This is a genomic window from Pseudomonas karstica, assembly GCF_009707515.1.
Taxonomy (GTDB): Bacteria; Pseudomonadota; Gammaproteobacteria; order Pseudomonadales; family Pseudomonadaceae; genus Aquipseudomonas; species Aquipseudomonas karstica.
Window position 1 is genome coordinate 46918 of the sequence record NZ_WLYI01000023.1, and the last position, 16852, is coordinate 63769.

Sequence of the window (16852 nt, forward strand, 5' to 3'; positions counted from 1 at the left end):
GCTGATCCTTGGCTCATGGGCACCAGTAAATCTCTAAAGTAGGTTGCAAAAACGCTCGAACCGGCATGCCGGCAACATCGTCACTGGCGAGCGCTTCGCTCAGGGTAGTGAGTTTCGAGCTGCCGGAAATCGACAGCACGGTGTACTTGGCCGTGGTCAGCAGGGCGCGACTCATGGTCAGGCGCTGATGGGGCACGGTCGGCGCCAGCATCGGCCAGCAACGGCGACTGGCATCGGGCTGCAACGCTTCGTTCAGGTTCGGGCTGTTGGGAAACAGCGAGGCGGTGTGACCATCGTCGCCCATGCCCAGCACCAGCACATCAATGGCTGGCAACTCGGCCAGCAGGCGATCGGCCTGTTCGGCTGCTGCTTCCAGATTGGCGCTGGCGCTGTACAGGCTGAGGAACCTGGCTTTGGCCGCCGGGCCTTGCAGCAGGTATTTCTTCAGCAGGCCGGCGTTGCTGTCGGCATGTTCCACCGGCACCCAGCGCTCGTCGGCCAGGGTGATGATCACCTTGGACCAATCCAGGCCTTGCTTCGCCAGGTTCTGGAAAAACGCCACCGGGCTGCGGCCTCCGGACACCACCAGGACCGCTTCGCCGCGGGCGCTGATGGCAGCGCGTAGCTGTTCGGCCACGTCATTGGCCAAGCCGTCCGCCAGCAAGGCCGGCGTACGATACTCATGGGCGCTGACACCCTGAGGCAGTTTCAATTCAGATATCGCCATACCACGACCTCCCATCCCGCGTGATCAGTGCAATGGAGCTCATCGGCCCCCAGGAACCCGCCGCATACGGCTTGGGCGCATCACCGGATTTTTTCCAGCCGGCAATCAACTGGTCACACCACTTCCACGCGGCTTCGATTTCATCTTTACGGACAAACAGGTTCTGATTGCCACGCATCACTTCCAGCAACAACCGTTCGTAGGCATCGGGAATCCGCGCACTGCGATAGGTATCGGAAAAATTCAATTGCAATGGCCCGCTGCGCAGTTGCATGCCCTTGTCCAGGCCCTGCTCCTTGGTCATCACTCGCAAGGAAATACCTTCGTCCGGTTGCAAGCGAATGATCAGTTTGTTGCTGATCTGCAAGCGCTGCTCGGGGGCGAAGATGTAGTGGGACGGCTCCTTGAAATGGATGACGATCTGCGACAGCTTTTGCGGCATGCGCTTGCCGGTGCGCAGGTAGAACGGCACGCCGGCCCAACGCCAGTTGCGAATATCGGCACGCAGGGCGACGAAGGTTTCAGTGTCGCTCTGGGTGTTGGAGTTCTCTTCTTCGAGATAACCCGGCACCGGTTTGCCAGCGCTGTAGCCGGCGATGTACTGGCCGCGGACCACTTGGGTGGTCAGGCCTTCCGGGCTAATGGGCGCCAACGCCTTGAGCACCTTGACCTTCTCGTCACGGATACTGTCAGCGGACAAGTCGGCGGGCGGGTCCATGGCGATCAGGCAAAGCAGTTGCAGCAGGTGATTCTGGATCATGTCCCGCAACTGCCCGGCCTTGTCGAAATAACCCCAGCGGCCTTCGATCCCGACCTTCTCGGCCACGGTAATTTCCACGTGGGAGATGTAGTTCTGGTTCCATTGGGTTTCGAACAGGCTGTTGGCAAATCGCAGGGCGATCAGGTTCTGGACGGTCTCTTTGCCCAGGTAATGGTCGATGCGGTAGGTACGGTTTTCCGGAAAAAACTGCGCCACGGCATCGTTGACCTTGCGCGAAGACTCCAGGTCCGAGCCAATGGGTTTTTCCAGGACCACCCGGGTATTTTCTGCCAGGCCAACCTTGGACAGGTTTTCGCAGATCGCACCGTATACGGCCGCCGGGGTAGCAAAGTAAGCGATCAGGCGCTGCTCGCTGCCGGCTTTTTCGGCCAGGGCAACGTAGTCATCGGCTTTCATGAAGTCGACGTGCAGGTAGCTCAGGCGCGCCAGGAAGCGCTGGGCGACGGTTTCATCCAGCTCCTGGCCCACGTATTTGCGTAATTCTTTCTCGATATAAGCCAGGTGCTGTTGCTCGGACCCGGCTTCACGGGCCAGGGCCAGGATGCGGGTGTCGTCGTGCAAGAGCCCGGCGCCATCGAGTTGATAGAGGGCAGGAAATAACTTGCGCAGCGCCAGATCACCCAAGGCGCCAAACAGGGCAAAGGTGCAGGGTTCTACGGTTATCAAAGGCATGATGTTTGTTCTTTTATCAAGTTAAGCTACAAATACCTTTTTTCAAGGCATCACTCAAGGAAAAATGTAGTAATAACCACAACATTTTACCGAAATACGCATTCCGAGTGGTGGTGTTGAACTACCCTCAGTAGGATAGGCCACCGTAAAGGGCCACTCGTCGATTGGTAGACAGCCCTTATTTGCATCGTCGCCCGAAGGAAAGACTGAATGGACCGCGTGCGAAATCTTCTGGAGCAGATCCAGAAACGCCTCGAAGAACTGAACAAGGCTGAACGAAAAGTCGCCGAGGTCATCCTGCTCAATCCACAGCAGGCTACCCGCTTCTCTATCGCCGCCCTCGCTCAAGCCGCTTCGGTGAGCGAACCCACGGTCAACCGCTTCTGCCGCTCGTTCGGCGTCAGTGGTTACCCTGAACTGAAATTGCAGCTGGCGCAAAGTTTGGCCAGCGGCGCGGCGTATGTCAGCCGTGCGGTGGAGGCCGATGATAACCCTGAAGCCTACACCCAGAAGATCTTTGGCAGTGCCATTGCCTCCCTGGACAGCGCCTGCCAGGCCCTGGACCCGAACTTGATCAGCAAAGCCGTGGATCTGCTGATCCAGGCGCGGCAAATTCACTTCTTCGGCCTCGGGGCTTCGGCGCCGGTGGCCATGGATGCCCTGCACAAGTTTTTCCGCTTCAACCTTGCCGTCACGGCCCACGCCGATGTGCTGATGCAGCGGATGATTGCTTCGGTGGCGCATACCGGGGAGTTGTTCGTGATCATTTCCTACACCGGCCGTACCCGCGAGCTAGTGGAAGTGGCGCGTATTGCTCGGGAAAATGGTGCGTCGGTGCTGGGCGTAACCGCCGAGAACTCGCCACTGGCCAAGGCCAGTACGGTGAGCCTGAACATCCCGCTGCCGGAAGACACCGACATCTACATGCCGATGACCTCCCGGATCATTCAGTTGACGGTGCTGGATGTGCTGGCCACCGGCATGACCTTGCGTCGTGGCGTGGATTTCCAACCGCATTTGCGCAAGATCAAAGAGAGTTTGAATGACAGCCGGTATCCGGTTGGGGATGAGTTCAACTAGGTTGTAGCCGCGTTGTAGCCTCGTTCCTCGACAGCGGCTACAACCATCGCAGCCTCGTGCCTCGACAGCGGCTACAGAAGATCAGCGGCACTCAAGCCCCCGCCCGCGCCTGCAAACTCAAATGTGCCCTCTCCCCCGGCGCCAGGCTGGCACCTGCCATCGCCGACTCGACACAGACAAATCCCGATGCCTCGTTAAAGCTCACGCCCAATAGTGGCCGGCTGCCCGGATGCCATACCACGGTGTTGGCACTGTCGCCGGTGTCGATGCACAGCTCTCGCTGCCAAGCGTGGTCCTTGAGCTGCAATTCGCCCTCGTGCTGAAACACTCGTTGGCAGCCGCCATCGACCCTCAGCTCACCTTCCTGCTGGCAGCTCTGGCGGCTCAACTGATCGTAACCCTGTGCCCCGTCCAGCCCAGACAGCGCTATCTCGCCGACATGACCGATACGCCAATAAGCGTGCAAAGCATGGCTCAGTTGGCAAGGCAATTCATCCTGGTGCTCAGTACCCAAGCGCAACTCCAGGCCCTCGCCCAAATGCGCATGCAAGTCCACTTGCCAGTCACACAGCTGCAACTGCCAATGCAAGCGCACGCCGTCATCATCGGTGCTGCTCTCCAGCAGTTTCCAATCGATCAGTCGCGCCCAACCATGAGATGGCCAGGCATTTTCACTGGGGTGGCGGCCATACCACGGCCAGCACACTGGCACGCCGCCACGGATGGCACCTACTTGCGGCCACTTGGCTGCACACCATAACCAGGGTTTCTGGCCTTTGGGCTGGAAGTGCAACAATTGCGCACCCTGGCGACTGAACACCGCCTGGCACAGCGGATGATCGATCACCAACACGTCGCGCATCTGAAAGCGCTCCCAGGCAAATACCGGGCGCGGGCGCAGGGATTTGAAAAAGCGTTGCAACGGATGCTCATGCATGTGCCACGGTCCTGAAAATCAATGTAAGAGCTGGCTTGCCAGCGATGCAGGCAACTGGGTACTTCAAGCAAACCGGGGTGATGCTATCGCAGCGGTACGGCGACGGTCATGCCTGCCCCACACAAAAAAAAGCGGATAGCCAAGGCCATCCGCAAAATGCGCACAGAGGGAGGGAGCTTATCGCAACAGCGTTAGAACACCGACTGAATTTTCAGGCCGGCGACCAAGGCGTTGTCGACTTGTTCCACGCCACCCGGATGGGTGATGTATTGCAGGTTCGGACGCACGGTCAGCCAGTTGGTGACGTGGAAGCCGTAGTTGAGTTCGTAGTTGTACTCGGTGTCACGCAGCGGCGAGTACAGCGGGTTGTCGTAATCACCCACACCAATGACGGCGTTGGCCAACTGGGCGTTTTTCTTCACATCATCGTTGACATGGATACGCGAGAAGCCGATACCGATGTCATCCTTGGGACGTGCGTTGAATGGCCCCTTGTACACAAACATCAGCGACTGATAGTTGTCGACGACGTTGGTGTCCTTGTCGTGGAAGGTGGCGTTGGCTGCGATGTTCAGGCCGCGGGAAGCATCGCCGTTGTGGCTGGTGAGTTGCTGCTGAGCCACGAACCAGTAGCCGCTCTTGCTATCGTGGGAGCGATAGTCGGCGCCGGTGGTTGCTGCATCACCACCATTGACGTCCTCACGGACGTCATCGGCGTTGGCGGTACTTTTGTAGTAACCCACACGGTACTCGCCCGGCAGGTTGTTGACCTTCGGCGACCAGACCAGTTCGACCGGGATGACGGTACCCTTGGTCCCGCTGCCGCTGAGCTTGAAGCCATTGCCGTGCTCGGTCTGCGACGGGTTCTGGTTGTACGCGCCGATCTGCGCATACAACTCAGGGTTGATGTGGTATTTCACGCGCAACGCGGCCTGGCTGACTGGCCAGTTGTACCAGATGTTGGTGGCCCAGTTACCCACTTGGGAACCGCAGAACGCCAGGTTCTGGAACTCACATGGGAAGGTGTTGAAGTCTTCGCCTTCGCCGAAGTAACCGGCCTTGACGTCCAGCTTGCCGTCGAGGAACTGGTGCTGAATCCACAATTGGGTCAGACGCACCATGTGGCCACGGCCCCAGACTTCCTGGGAGGAGCTCAGGGTGCCGGCACGCGGATCGCCAACGCGGTCGTTGGAGATGTTGTGGCCGTTACGATTGGTGAGCTGGATCTTGGCCTGGGTGTTATCCCAACCCCAGAGTTTTTGCAGGTCCAGGGCCACGCCGAGACCAAACTGGTCAGCGTAACGACCGGTCTTGTCGTCGTTGTAGCCGCCGTGCAGATTGGCGCCCATTTCACCGACGTAATCCGCCTTGATGTCGATACCTTGCTCGATCAGCTTGGTCCGCTCACCGCCCCAATCGCCAGTCATCCATTTGGAATCGGCGCTGAAGGCCTCGTCCGCCATCGCATTGGCGGACAAGACCAGTGCTGCCACCGCTGAAAGCTGGCAGATCAACCGGGTGTTGTTGTGTTGCTTTTTCATCCGTACATCCTCGTCTTTATTGTTATTAAACTGTTTTTATCTAACGCGGGTTACATTTTTTACCTGAAACAACAACTTAAGTCGCATGCATTGCCTGTAGGAGCGAGGCGGACGCCTCGCTCCTACAATACAAATAAATCTTCAGCGCCCCTTGAACCGGGCCACGTTGTCGACACGATCCTTGGCCGACAATGCTGCAGCTGTGCCCAGGCGCTCACCGGTCTTGGCGTCGAACAGTAACACCTTGGTGGGGTCGAACTGCAAGGTCAGGGTCTCCCCCACCTGCGGTGCCACATCGGGGGCCAGGCGGCAACAGACCTTACTGTCGTTGAGTGTGACAAAGACCAGCGTGTCGGGACCGGTCGGCTCGGTCACCTGGACCTCGGCACGAATGGTCGGCATGTCGCTCACCTCACCGGACGCCAATACGATCTGCTCCGGGCGCAGGCCAAGAATGACCTCGCGGTCTTCAAGACCGGCCTCGTCCATGCTCATTGGCAACTCACAACGCGCCTGGCCGCTGTCCAGCAAGGCCAGTAGACGACCGTCCTTGCGTTGCAGGCGCAAGGGAATGAAGTTCATCGGCGGCGAGCCAATAAAGCTGGCGACGAACAGGTTGGCCGGATCGTTGTAGATCTGCTTCGGCGTACCGAACTGCTGAATGATCCCGTCCTTCATCACCGCCACTTTATCCCCCAGGGTCATGGCTTCGATCTGATCGTGCGTCACATAGACCGTCGTGGTTTTCAGGCGCTGGTGCATCAGTTTCATTTCGGTGCGCATCTCGACCCGCAGCTTGGCGTCGAGGTTGGACAGCGGTTCGTCGAACAGGTAGATCTTCGGCCGACGCGCCAGCGCACGCCCCATCGCCACCCGCTGCTGCTGGCCGCCCGAGAGCTGGCCCGGCTTGCGATTGAGCAAGTGCTCGATCTGCAGCAACTTGGCGACCCGCTCCACTTCCTCGTCGATGGCCGACTGGCTCATCTTGCGGATTTTCAGACCGAACTCAATGTTCTCGCGCACGCTCATGGTCGGGTACAGCGCGTAGGACTGGAACACCATCGCGATGTCGCGATCCTTGGGACTCATGCCACTGACATCCTGGTCACCGATCATGATCGCACCGCCGGTGATGGTCTCAAGGCCGGCGATACAGTTCATCAAGGTCGACTTGCCACATCCCGAAGGCCCTACCAGGATCAGGAACTCCCCCTCCTTGATCGACAGTTCAATGTTCTTCAAGGTGTCCGGCAAGCCGGCGCCATAAGTCTTGTTTACATTGCGAAGTTCGAGCGTTGCCATGATTACCCCTTGACTGCGCCGGCCGTCAGCCCGCGCACGAAATACTTGCCTGCGATCACATAGACCAACAGGGTCGGCAGCCCGGCGATCATCGCCGCCGCCATATCCACGTTGTATTCCTTGGCCCCGGTGCTGGTGTTGACCAGGTTGTTCAATGCCACCGTAATGGGCTGGGAATCGCCACTGGAGAACACCACGCCGAACAGGAAGTCGTTCCAGATCTGTGTGAACTGCCAGATCAGGCACACCATGATGATCGGGGTCGACATCGGCAAAATGATCCGCCGGAAGATAGTGAAGAACCCCGCACCATCAAGGCGCGCCGCTTTTACCAGCGCATCGGGAATGCTGACGTAGTAGTTACGGAAGAACAGCGTGGTGAACGCCAGTCCGTAAACCACATGGATGAACACCAGGCCAGTGGTGGTGCTGGCCAGGCCCATTTTGCCCAGGGTGAACGAGGCCGGCAGAAGGACAGTCTGGAACGGCAGGAAGCAGCCGAACAGCAACAGGCCGAAGAACAGCTGCGAACCTCGAAAGCGCCACATCGACAGCACGTAGCCGTTGAGCGCGCCGATAGCGGTGGAGATCAGTACCGCCGGGACGGTGATCTTGATCGAGTTCCAGAAATAGCCGTCGACCGTGGCCCAAGCTTTGACCCAGCCGATACCGGTGACCACCGTAGGCCAGCTCAGCAGGTTGCCGGTATTGATGTCTTCCGGGGTCTTGAAGCTGGTCAACAGCATGACCACCAACGGCACCAGATACAGCAGCACGGCAAGGATCAGCACCGCGTAGATCGCGATGCGACTCAGGCTGATGGAAGGTTTGGAGGCGAGACTAGTCATGACGCTTGGTCCTCAGCTCGGAGTACAGGTAAGGCACAATGATCGCGAGGATCGCACCCAGCATCAGAATCGCACTGGCCGAGCCCATGCCCATCTGGCCACGACTGAAGGTGAAGGAGTACATGAACATCGCTGGCAGGTCGGACGAGTAGCCCGGGCCACCGGCGGTCATCGCCGCCACCAGGTCGAAACTCTTGATCGCGATGTGCGCCAGGATCATCACGGCGCTGAAGAACACCGGGCGCAGGCTTGGCAGCACCACGCTCCAGTAGATACGCGGCATGCTCGCACCGTCGATCTGGGCGGCACGAATAATCGATTGATCAACGCCACGCAGGCCGGCAAGAAACATCGCCATGATAAAGCCCGAAGCTTGCCATACCGCCGCAATCACCAGGCAATACACCACGCGGTCAGGGTCTATCAGCCAGTCCAGGCGAAAGCCTTCCCAGCCCCAGTCACGCAGCAATTTATCCAGGCCCATGCCTGGATTGAGCAACCATTTCCAGGCAGTACCGGTGACGATCATCGAGAGCGCCATCGGGTACAGGTAAATGGTACGAATAAAGCCTTCGCGACGGATGCGCTGGTCGAGGAATACCGCCAGCAATACACCGATCACCAGGGTGATGCCAATGAACATGCCGCCGAAAACCGCCAGGTTCTTGCTCGCGACCCACCAGCGATCGTTCTCGAGCAACCGTGCGTATTGCGCAAGGCCCGCCCATTTGTAGGAGGGCAAAAAAGTCGAGGTAGTAAACGACAGAACGAACGTCCACAGGATATAGCCATAGAAGCCCACCAGGACGATGAACATGCTGGGCGCCAGCACCAGTTTGGGTAGCCAGCGCTGCAGTGCATCGAACGGCGAGGCTTTGCTGAACACAGCAACAGAACTCATGGGGAAATCCAGTACAGGAAAATAAGACTACAGGGCACGCCTTATGGGAGCAGTCGCTCCCATAAGGGCCCGCGATGCCAAGCGTTACTTGGCAGACTTGATCGCTGCGCCAAGTTGCTTGGCGGTGTCAGCAGGATCGGCTTTCGGGTCGTTGATGAAGTTGGTCACGACATCAAAGAATGCACCCTGTACCGCCAGCGTGGTCGCCATGTTGTGCGCCATGCTCGGTTGCAGGCCACCGGTCTTGGCATCCGTCAGGAAATCCTTGGCGGCGGTCTGGGCGCAGGAGTCGAAACCGTACTTGCCCATGTCGTTCAGCATGTCATTGCGAACCGGGATCGAACCTTTGTTGATGCTGAAGACCTTCTGGAAGTTCTCACCCAAAACGACTTTGGCAATGTCTTGCTGACCGGCCGAAGTGCCTTTGTCTTTCTGCTTGAACACTGCCAGGGAGTCGATGTTGTAGGTGAAGGCTTTGTCGGTACCCGGGAAGGCTACGCACTCGTAGTCCTTGCCTGCGACTTTCTTGGCGGCTGTCCACTCGCTCTTGGCCCAGTCACCCATGATTTGCATGCCGGCCTTGCCGTTGATGACCTTGGCCGCTTCCAGGTTCCAGTCCTGGCCCTTGCCGTCAACATCCATATAGGTCGCGACTTTCTTCAGTTCGGTCAGCGCCTTGACCATTTCAGGACCGGTCAGGGTAGCGTTGTCCAGGTCCACCAAGGCCTTCTTGTAGCCATCGACTCCCATGACAGAGAGCACGACGGCTTCGAAAACGGTGCTGTCCTGCCAAGGCTGTCCACCGTGGGCGAGTGCAATGAAGCCCGCGGCCTTGAGCTTGTCGCCGGCTGCGTAGAATTCCTGGAGGGTGGTTGGGTTCTTGGTGATACCGGCTTTCTTGAAGACTTCCGGGTTGATCCACAACCAGTTGACGCGGTGGATGTTCACCGGCACGGCCACGTAGTCACCTTCGTACTTGACGGTGTCGGAGACCTTCTTGTCGAGCAGACTGTCCCACTTTTCTTGCTTGGCAACGTCCTTCAAGACATCGGTATCGAGCAGCCCGGTCGACGCCCACTCCTGGATGTCCGGGCCTTTGATTTGGGCAACACCTGGCGGGTTGCCGGCAACCGCACGGCTTTTCAGCACAGTCATGGCAGTGGAACCACCGCCACCGGCAACAGCACCGTCTTTCCAGGTGAAACCGTCTTTTTCAACTTGGGCCTTCAGGACATCTACGGCCGCCTTCTCACCACCCGAGGTCCACCAATGCACAACTTCAACCGTCCCTTTCGAGTCGGCGGCAAACGCACTGAGGGGAAACAACGAGGCAATGGAAATAGCTACGGCGAGGCGATTAATCGCATTCATCTGAATACCTTTTCTTGTTGTTATGCATGCAAGTCTAGAGCTTGCGCTGCACGGAGTTTAAACAGGGATTTTTGAGGTGCAGGTAACAAAGGGACGTACAAATGTCACCAGGTGGTTACATAGCGCCCCGCGCCCAAGGCGCTGGCCATGCTGGGGGATAAAGGCAGGCCAGGCAGCAGCACCGCTTGCCAGGCATGGTACAGGTCCGGTTTGCCCTTCCATATTCTGTTGCCGGGCTGGTTGCTCGGGCTCAGTTCGTGATGCCAACTGCCCTGGCCGCGGTCGATGAAATGGGTCTCGCAAAACTCCCAGAAACGCCTGTACCAGACCTCAAAATGCCATTCACCACTGCGTTTAAGCAGAGCCTGGGCCGCCGCACTGGCTTCGGCGTGCGTCCAGTGCAGGCGCTCGCGAACCACCGGGCGCTGGTTCCAGTCGAGGGTATAGACAAGGCCGGGAGCGCCATCTACCGCCCAGCCATAATCGCAGGCGCTGGCAAATAGCCCCTTGGCGTCGGTCACCAGCCACTGGGGCGTCACAAGGCCAGCTTGCTCGCGCGCAGCTTCAAGGTGCAGCACCAGCCGGGCCCATTCGAAGCCATGGCCGGGGGTAATGCCATAAGGACGAAAGCCGTCGGCCGGGTTGTCCTCGTTGTATTCGCGCAAGGGTTGCCAGTTGCGGTCGAAGTGTTCGATCACCATGAATTGGTTATCGGCGGCGTGGGTGTGGATCACGCGCTCAACGATACGCAGCGCACGATCGAGCCAGCGAGTGTCGCCGGTGACATCCGCCAGGGCGAGGAAAGCCTCGGTGGCGTGCATGTTGCTGTTGGCGCCACGATAAGCCTCTACGCCGGTCCAATCCTGGGCAAAAGATTCGAGCATCGCGCCCTCCTCTTCATTCCAGAAATACTGGTCGATGATATGGATGGCGTCATTCAACAGGGTTTGCGCACCCGGAGCGCCCGCCACTACCGCCGAACTGGCGGCCAGGGCCACAAAAGCGTGAAGGTAGGCCGCCTTGCCAGTGTTGCCATCACAAGCATCAGGGGCCGCGAACCAACCGCCGTGGCGAGCATCCCGCAGCGCACCGCAGAGGGCCGCTACGCCATGTTCTACCAGGTCGGCATAGCCCGGCAGGCCCTGGGCGTGGGCCATGGCGAAGCTGTGGGTCATGCGGGCAGTGTTCATGGTTTCGGCGATGGCAGTGGCGGGCAGGCGACCCTGCTCATCCAAATTGCCAAAACCGTCAGGGAGCTTCGAAGCCTTGGCGAACGACAGCAGGCGCTGGCCTTCGGTGGCCAGCCAAGTGTGATGGGCAGGTGCGTTCAGCCAACTGCTGGAAGGCAGCGGTTGCGTGGTCATGGTGAGCCCTATTTGTTTTTATGGGATGACAGGAGTCTAAACAAGGGCTGCACGAGGGCAAGTAACGAAGGAGATGGGAAATGTCACCAGATGGTGACATTGGAGGTATCTGCAGGAGCGCGCGTGCTCCTGCCCTATCGGTTTGTCCCGCTGATCTGCCGTTGCAGGTTCTGCACCTGGCTTTGCAAAGTAGTGACATTGCGGGTGGTCTGGATGCGGAACACATCGAACTCCTTGGTAGTCGGACCGTCAGCGGTGGCCTGGCGATTGTCCTGCTCGCTCTTGAGCACCAGCAGGTCCTGCTCCAGACGGGCAAGGGCCGCCGCCGGGTTACCCTGCTTCTTCAAGGCCACCACATCAGCGGACAGTTCCTTGAATTCCGCATCGCGCTTGCCGGCATCGGCTTGTGCCGCCTTGAGCGCTGCCACAGCCTCCGTCAGGGCCTGCACCTGCCCTTGCACCTGTGTATTGAAAGCAGTCAATTCGGTGGTACTGGCAGTCATTTGCGCCAGCCGGTTATCCAGGTCGGTGGCCTGGCCGGCCACGCCCAACTGCTGTTTGCCCTGCTCCAGCAATTGGGTTTCCAACTGTTTGATCTGCAATTTCAGCGCCTCACTGCCGTTATTGACGCTGGCCTCGCTAGCCACCACCTTGCCGGAAATGTCCTGCAGGCGCCCGGCCGCTTCTTCACTGATACGCGCAAAGCTTTCCTGGGTCGCCACCAATTGCTGGCCCATCAGGGAAATCTGCTGGAAGCTCCACCAGGCAAGCCCGGCGAAGGCAAACAGCAAAGCCCCAACCAACGCCCACAACGGCCCGGTGCTGGCGCTCTTGACCTTAACGATTGGCGCTGGCCGGGAGCGCACGGACGTGGCGGCGGCCGGCTCAAAATCATCATCACTCCCGGTGTCCGCACGCAAGCTGGGAACGTTGTCGAAGTCGTCGTTAGCATCGTTACGCATGAATCAACCTTAAACCGTGAAGTAGCCACATGAAAACTGGGGGCTGAGTATAACCCCCTTGCCTATCGCACTGATCGACCCGGAACCGGAAGTTCGGTTCCCGGTGTGTCACAGGCCATTTGTCGGTTCTATTTAAGCAGCCCATCCTGGGCCTTCCACCAACTGCAGAACTCGTCGAGGGCCGTCCACAGACTGACCTTGGGCTGGTAATCGAGATAATGCCGGGCGCGGCTGATATCGAGGGTAAAATCTTTGTTCATCACCTGCATGCCCAGCCTGGACAGGGAGGGCTCCGGCCGCCCTGGCCACATCGCACAGAACGCTTCGTTGAGCGCCGCAACGCTGTAGGACAAGCCATAGGAACGGTAACGTGTGACCTGGGGCATTTCCATTTGCCGCATCACATAATTCACCACATCCCATATCGGCACCGGGGTGCCGTTACTGATGTTGTAGGCCTTGCCCAAGGCGGAGCCCGTGGCCAGCAAGCTGCTGAGCAACGCCTCGTTGAGGTTGTGCACGCTGGTGAAATCGACCTTGTTCAAACCATCGCCAACGATTGCCAGGCGATTCTTGCGCTGCATTCTCAATAGCCGAGGGAAGATGCTCATATCGCCGGCACCAGTGACAAACCGTGGCCGCAGGGCCAGTACTTCGAGGCCAAACTCCTGGGCACCGAAGACTTTCTGTTCCGCCAGGTATTTAGTGGCCGCATACGGATGCTTGAAGCGCTTGGGTACTTGCTCTTCGGTCAACCCCTGGTGATCGCGGCCATCGAAGTAGATCGACGGTGACGACAGATGCACCAGACGCCCGACCCGCCGCTTGAGACAGGCCTCAACGACGTTTTCGGTCACCAGCACATTGCCCTGGTGGAAGTCCTGATAACGCCCCCACAGCCCCACGGCACCTGCACAATGCACCACTGCCTCGACATCGCGACACAGGTGGCGCACCAGGTCCGGATCACTCAAGTCGCCCTGGATAAACTCGGCGCCGCGTCGTACCAGGTGCTCGACACTTTCGGCCCGCCGCCCGTTGACCCGTACATCCAGGCCCTGCTCCAGGGCAAAGCGCGCAAAACGCCCGCCGATAAAGCCGCTTGCGCCAGTGACCAGAATTTTCATGCAGACTCCTACAGATGCAGCCACAAGCTTCAAGCCTCAAGCTGCCAGTTGAATACGGTCTGCAAGCGCTTCTCTTGCAGCTTGTAGCTTGACGCTTGGCGCTACGGATACGGCACCAGCCATTGGCCCGTTGCCCGCGCCAGGTGCTCGGTCAGCAACCCGAGCAATTGCCCACCACTGCGCCAATGATGCCAGTACAGTGGCACATCGATCGATTTATCTGGCAACAACTCCACCAGGACACCCCGTTCAAGTTGATCACGCACCTGTAGTTCGGGCACCAGTCCCCAGCCCAATCCGGCCTCTACCAAGCGCATGAAGCCTTCGGATGACGGGCATAAATGATGCTCGAAACCACCGTCGACGCCCAGGGATGCCAGGTAGCGATGCTGCAGGAAATCATCGGGACCGAACACCAGCGCCGGGGTATGCGCTACACGATCGGCACGTACGCCCTCTGGAAAGTGCCGAGCGATAAACCCAGGGCTCGCCAGCGCCCGATAACGCATCGCCCCCAGCAGCAAGCTGCGGGCACCGGCGACAGGTCGCTCGCTGGCACAGATACACGCCGCCACTTCACCGGCCCGCATGCGCTTGAGTCCAACGGTCTGGTCCTCCACCACCAAATCCAGCAGCAGGTGCTGCTCGGCGCAAAACTCGCTTACCGCCTCGGCCCACCAAGTGGCCAGGCTATCGGCATTCAGCGCAATGCGCAGACGCTCCGGCATGCCCTCTTCATCCAGCGCCGGGACCTGGCTTTGCAGGTCGCGCTCCAGCAGCCGCACTTGCTGGACATGGTTGAGCAACCGCCGGCCAATGTCCGTCGGGGTCGGCGGCGTTGCCCGTACCAGCACCGGCTGGCCGATCCGGGCTTCCAGCAATTTGATGCGTTGGGAGATGGCCGATTGGGAAACCCCGAGCACTTGAGCGCCCCGTTCAAACCCGGCCTGTTCCACGACTGCCGCCAAGGCGGCCAGCAACTTATAGTCGAACATCAGTTTTCCTAATGAGCGATCAGTAATATTGGTTTTTCTTATACAGCTTCAACCCCAAGAATAGCCAGCATCGCTTCTCCATTTTCAAGGATCCCCCATGGCTGGTGAAACCGCTCTGGCAACGCTGCTGCGCAGCATGAGCCCGCACCTCAACGCTGGCGAATATGTGTTTTGCACCCTGCCCGACTACCGCATCCCGGACGGTTGCGAGGTGATCGGCAGTTTTCGTGAACAAGAAGGCCTGACGCTGATTGTCGAGCGTCAACAGGCTGAACAGGCCGGGCTTACCTACGACTACATCGCCGCCTGGATCACCTTGAACGTGCATTCCGCCTTGGAAGGGGTCGGCCTGACAGCGGCCTTCGCCAATGCCTTGGGCCAGGCGGGGATCAGTTGCAACGTGATTGCCGGTTATTACCATGATCACCTGTTTGTCGGCCGGGGCGATGCCGAACGCGCCATGAATGTTCTGCACCAATTGGCAGCCAACGCGGAGTAAAGACGATGTGGCAAAGTTATGTGAATGGCCTGCTGGTGGCCCTCGGGCTGATTATGGCTATCGGTACCCAAAACGCCTTTGTCCTGGCACAAAGCCTGCGCCGGGAGCATCACCTGCCGGTGGCGGCACTGTGCGTGGTGTGCGATGCCATCCTGGTCGCCGCCGGGGTGTTTGGCCTGGCAACGGTGCTGGCTCATAGTCCGCTACTGCTGGCCGTTGCCCGCTGGGGCGGCGCGGCATTCCTGCTGTGGTACGGCGCCCTCGCCCTGCGCCGGGCCTGTTCGCGGCAACACCTGGAGCAAGGACAACACCACAAGGTTCGCTCGTTGCGCGCGGTGCTGCTCAGTGCCTTGGCGGTGACGCTGCTCAATCCCCATGTGTATCTGGACACGGTGTTGCTGATCGGTTCCCTGGGCGCCCAGCAAACCGAACCCGGCGCTTACGTCGCAGGTGCCGCCAGCGCTTCACTGTTATGGTTTTCCGCCCTGGCCCTCGGCGCCGCCTGGCTCGCACCATGGTTGGCACGCCCGGCGACCTGGCGGGTGCTGGATCTGTTGGTGGCGGTAATGATGTTCAGCGTGGCCTATCAATTGGTAAGCGCAGGTTGAATATTCCAAAAGGCTCTGGAACCTCTATTCCACACAGTTGTTGCGTGGTTTTGCCGCAGCCTTAGATGCTATGATCCGGACCCTGCGCCGCAAAGAGTACAAACTCCCCGGCGCTTGTCTGGCCGCCCGTGATCGGCCTTGCGCTCACCGCAACTGACCTGATTAGGAGAATCATCATGGCTTTCGAATTGCCGCCGCTGCCTTATGCACACGATGCCCTGCAGCCGCACATTTCCAAGGAAACCTTGGAATACCACCACGACAAGCACCACAACACCTATGTCGTGAACCTGAACAACCTGGTGCCAGGCACCGAGTTCGAAGGCAAGACCCTGGAAGAAATCGTCAAGTCTTCCTCCGGCGGTATCTTCAACAACGCCGCTCAGGTCTGGAACCACACGTTCTACTGGAACTGCCTGGCGCCAAACGCCGGTGGTCAACCTACTGGCGCACTTGGCGATGCCATCAACGCAGCGTTCGGTTCGTTCGACAAGTTCAAGGAAGAGTTCACCAAGACTTCCGTCGGCACCTTCGGTTCCGGTTGGGGCTGGCTGGTGAAAAAAGCTGACGGTTCCCTGGCCCTGGCCAGCACCATCGGCGCCGGCAACCCGCTGACCAGCGGCGACACCCCGCTGCTGACCTGCGACGTATGGGAACACGCCTACTACATCGACTACCGCAACGTGCGTCCCAAGTATGTGGAAGCGTTCTGGAACCTGGTCAACTGGAAGTTCGTTGCCGAGCAGTTCGAAGGCAAGACCTTCACCGCTTAAGCCACACTTGCAGTAGAAAGAGCCCGGCAATTGCCGGGCTTTTTTGTGGAAGAACAAAAACTGGAAAAACAGGTCTGCAATAGCGGAACTCAACGATGGGAATATGCCACCCACGGACAGGGAGGAATCCTCCTCTCGCTAATGTCGGAGATTTTACTATGGATCCAGTTTCAATAGCGGCAATGGCTGCCCCGATCGTGATGCCAATCATCCAGCAAGGCGCACAGATGGCGATGGACATGGCTGGCAGTGCTCTGAAATCGGTCATGGATCAAGCCAAGCCGGGTGCAGATCAGCAGTCACAATCACCGGCTCAAATAACATTTTAAGAACACCCGGCGCCCTGCTGTTCTACCCAGCGTCA

17 protein-coding genes are annotated in these 16852 nt (G+C 58.9%); 5 read left to right on the forward strand and 12 right to left on the reverse strand.

Features of this window, described 5'->3' with window-relative positions; all coding sequences use genetic code 11:
- Positions 1-13 precede the first annotated feature (13 nt).
- Together pgl and zwf are read right to left on the reverse strand one after the other, a co-directional pair.
- Positions 14-727 carry a 6-phosphogluconolactonase gene (gene pgl, locus GIR22_RS17090; protein ID WP_154744482.1) on the reverse strand — a complete coding sequence of 238 codons (714 nt, stop codon included), beginning with the start codon at positions 725-727 and terminating at the stop codon, positions 14-16.
- Positions 714-2180: a glucose-6-phosphate dehydrogenase gene (gene zwf / locus GIR22_RS17095; RefSeq protein ID WP_154744483.1), complete on the reverse strand. Its 1467-nt coding sequence runs from the start codon at positions 2178-2180 to the stop codon at positions 714-716. Before zwf ends, pgl begins: the two co-directional genes overlap by 14 nt.
- 219 nt (positions 2181-2399) lie before the next feature.
- On the opposite strand from zwf, the gene GIR22_RS17100 reads away from it, so the two are divergent.
- Entirely contained in the window at positions 2400-3260 is an 861-nt protein-coding gene (locus GIR22_RS17100; protein ID WP_178122326.1) for a transcriptional regulator HexR, read from the forward strand.
- 91 nt (positions 3261-3351) lie between these two features.
- On the opposite strand, the gene GIR22_RS17105 is transcribed toward GIR22_RS17100, so the two are convergent.
- The 10 genes from GIR22_RS17105 to GIR22_RS17150 form a co-directional block, all read right to left on the reverse strand.
- The gene (locus GIR22_RS17105; protein ID WP_154744485.1) at positions 3352-4197 is read right to left on the reverse strand and encodes a D-hexose-6-phosphate mutarotase; all 846 of its coding nucleotides are present in this window, start codon (positions 4195-4197) and stop codon (positions 3352-3354) included.
- 191 nt (positions 4198-4388) lie between these two features.
- Positions 4389-5738 carry a carbohydrate porin gene (locus tag GIR22_RS17110; protein ID WP_154744486.1) on the reverse strand — a complete coding sequence of 450 codons (1350 nt, stop codon included), beginning with the start codon at positions 5736-5738 and terminating at the stop codon, positions 4389-4391.
- A 141-nt stretch (positions 5739-5879) separates the two neighbouring features.
- Positions 5880-7040 (reverse strand): ABC transporter ATP-binding protein, encoded by a 1161-nt coding sequence (locus tag GIR22_RS17115; RefSeq protein ID WP_154744487.1) that lies wholly within the window; start codon positions 7038-7040, stop codon positions 5880-5882.
- 2 nt (positions 7041-7042) lie between these two features.
- Positions 7043-7888, reverse strand: a complete 846-nt coding sequence (locus GIR22_RS17120) for a carbohydrate ABC transporter permease (protein ID WP_154744488.1) — start codon at positions 7886-7888, stop codon at positions 7043-7045.
- Positions 7881-8789 carry a carbohydrate ABC transporter permease gene (locus GIR22_RS17125; RefSeq protein WP_154744489.1) on the reverse strand — a complete coding sequence of 303 codons (909 nt, stop codon included), beginning with the start codon at positions 8787-8789 and terminating at the stop codon, positions 7881-7883. The genes GIR22_RS17120 and GIR22_RS17125 overlap by 8 nt, the downstream gene beginning before the upstream one ends.
- Positions 8790-8873: 84 nt before the next feature.
- Positions 8874-10160, reverse strand: coding sequence for an ABC transporter substrate-binding protein (locus tag GIR22_RS17130; RefSeq protein ID WP_154744490.1), 1287 nt, complete (start codon positions 10158-10160; stop codon positions 8874-8876).
- Between the two features lie 104 nt (positions 10161-10264).
- Positions 10265-11524: a D-mannose isomerase gene (locus GIR22_RS17135; RefSeq protein ID WP_154744491.1), complete on the reverse strand. Its 1260-nt coding sequence runs from the start codon at positions 11522-11524 to the stop codon at positions 10265-10267.
- Positions 11525-11658: 134 nt separating this feature from the next.
- Positions 11659-12486 carry a BAR domain-containing protein gene (locus tag GIR22_RS17140; protein WP_154744492.1) on the reverse strand — a complete coding sequence of 276 codons (828 nt, stop codon included), beginning with the start codon at positions 12484-12486 and terminating at the stop codon, positions 11659-11661.
- A gap of 128 nt (positions 12487-12614) precedes the next feature.
- Positions 12615-13613 carry an NAD-dependent epimerase/dehydratase family protein gene (locus GIR22_RS17145; RefSeq protein WP_154744493.1) on the reverse strand — a complete coding sequence of 333 codons (999 nt, stop codon included), beginning with the start codon at positions 13611-13613 and terminating at the stop codon, positions 12615-12617.
- Positions 13614-13714: 101 nt separating this feature from the next.
- The gene (locus GIR22_RS17150) at positions 13715-14608 is read right to left on the reverse strand and encodes a LysR family transcriptional regulator ArgP (protein ID WP_154744494.1); all 894 of its coding nucleotides are present in this window, start codon (positions 14606-14608) and stop codon (positions 13715-13717) included.
- A 97-nt stretch (positions 14609-14705) separates the two neighbouring features.
- Between GIR22_RS17150 and GIR22_RS17155 the strand changes: the two genes are divergently transcribed.
- The 4 genes from GIR22_RS17155 to GIR22_RS17170 all read left to right on the forward strand — a co-directional run bounded on the left by GIR22_RS17155 (position 14706) and on the right by GIR22_RS17170 (position 16817).
- Positions 14706-15107, forward strand: coding sequence for an ACT domain-containing protein (locus GIR22_RS17155; RefSeq protein ID WP_154744495.1), 402 nt, complete (start codon positions 14706-14708; stop codon positions 15105-15107).
- Positions 15108-15112: 5 nt separating this feature from the next.
- A complete protein-coding gene (locus GIR22_RS17160) occupies positions 15113-15715 on the forward strand; it encodes a LysE/ArgO family amino acid transporter (protein ID WP_154744496.1) in 603 nt (200 codons plus the stop codon).
- A 176-nt stretch (positions 15716-15891) separates the two neighbouring features.
- Positions 15892-16488: a superoxide dismutase gene (locus GIR22_RS17165; RefSeq protein ID WP_094950838.1), complete on the forward strand. Its 597-nt coding sequence runs from the start codon at positions 15892-15894 to the stop codon at positions 16486-16488.
- 158 nt (positions 16489-16646) lie between these two features.
- Positions 16647-16817: a hypothetical protein gene (locus GIR22_RS17170; RefSeq protein ID WP_154744497.1), complete on the forward strand. Its 171-nt coding sequence runs from the start codon at positions 16647-16649 to the stop codon at positions 16815-16817.
- Positions 16818-16852 lie beyond the last annotated feature (35 nt).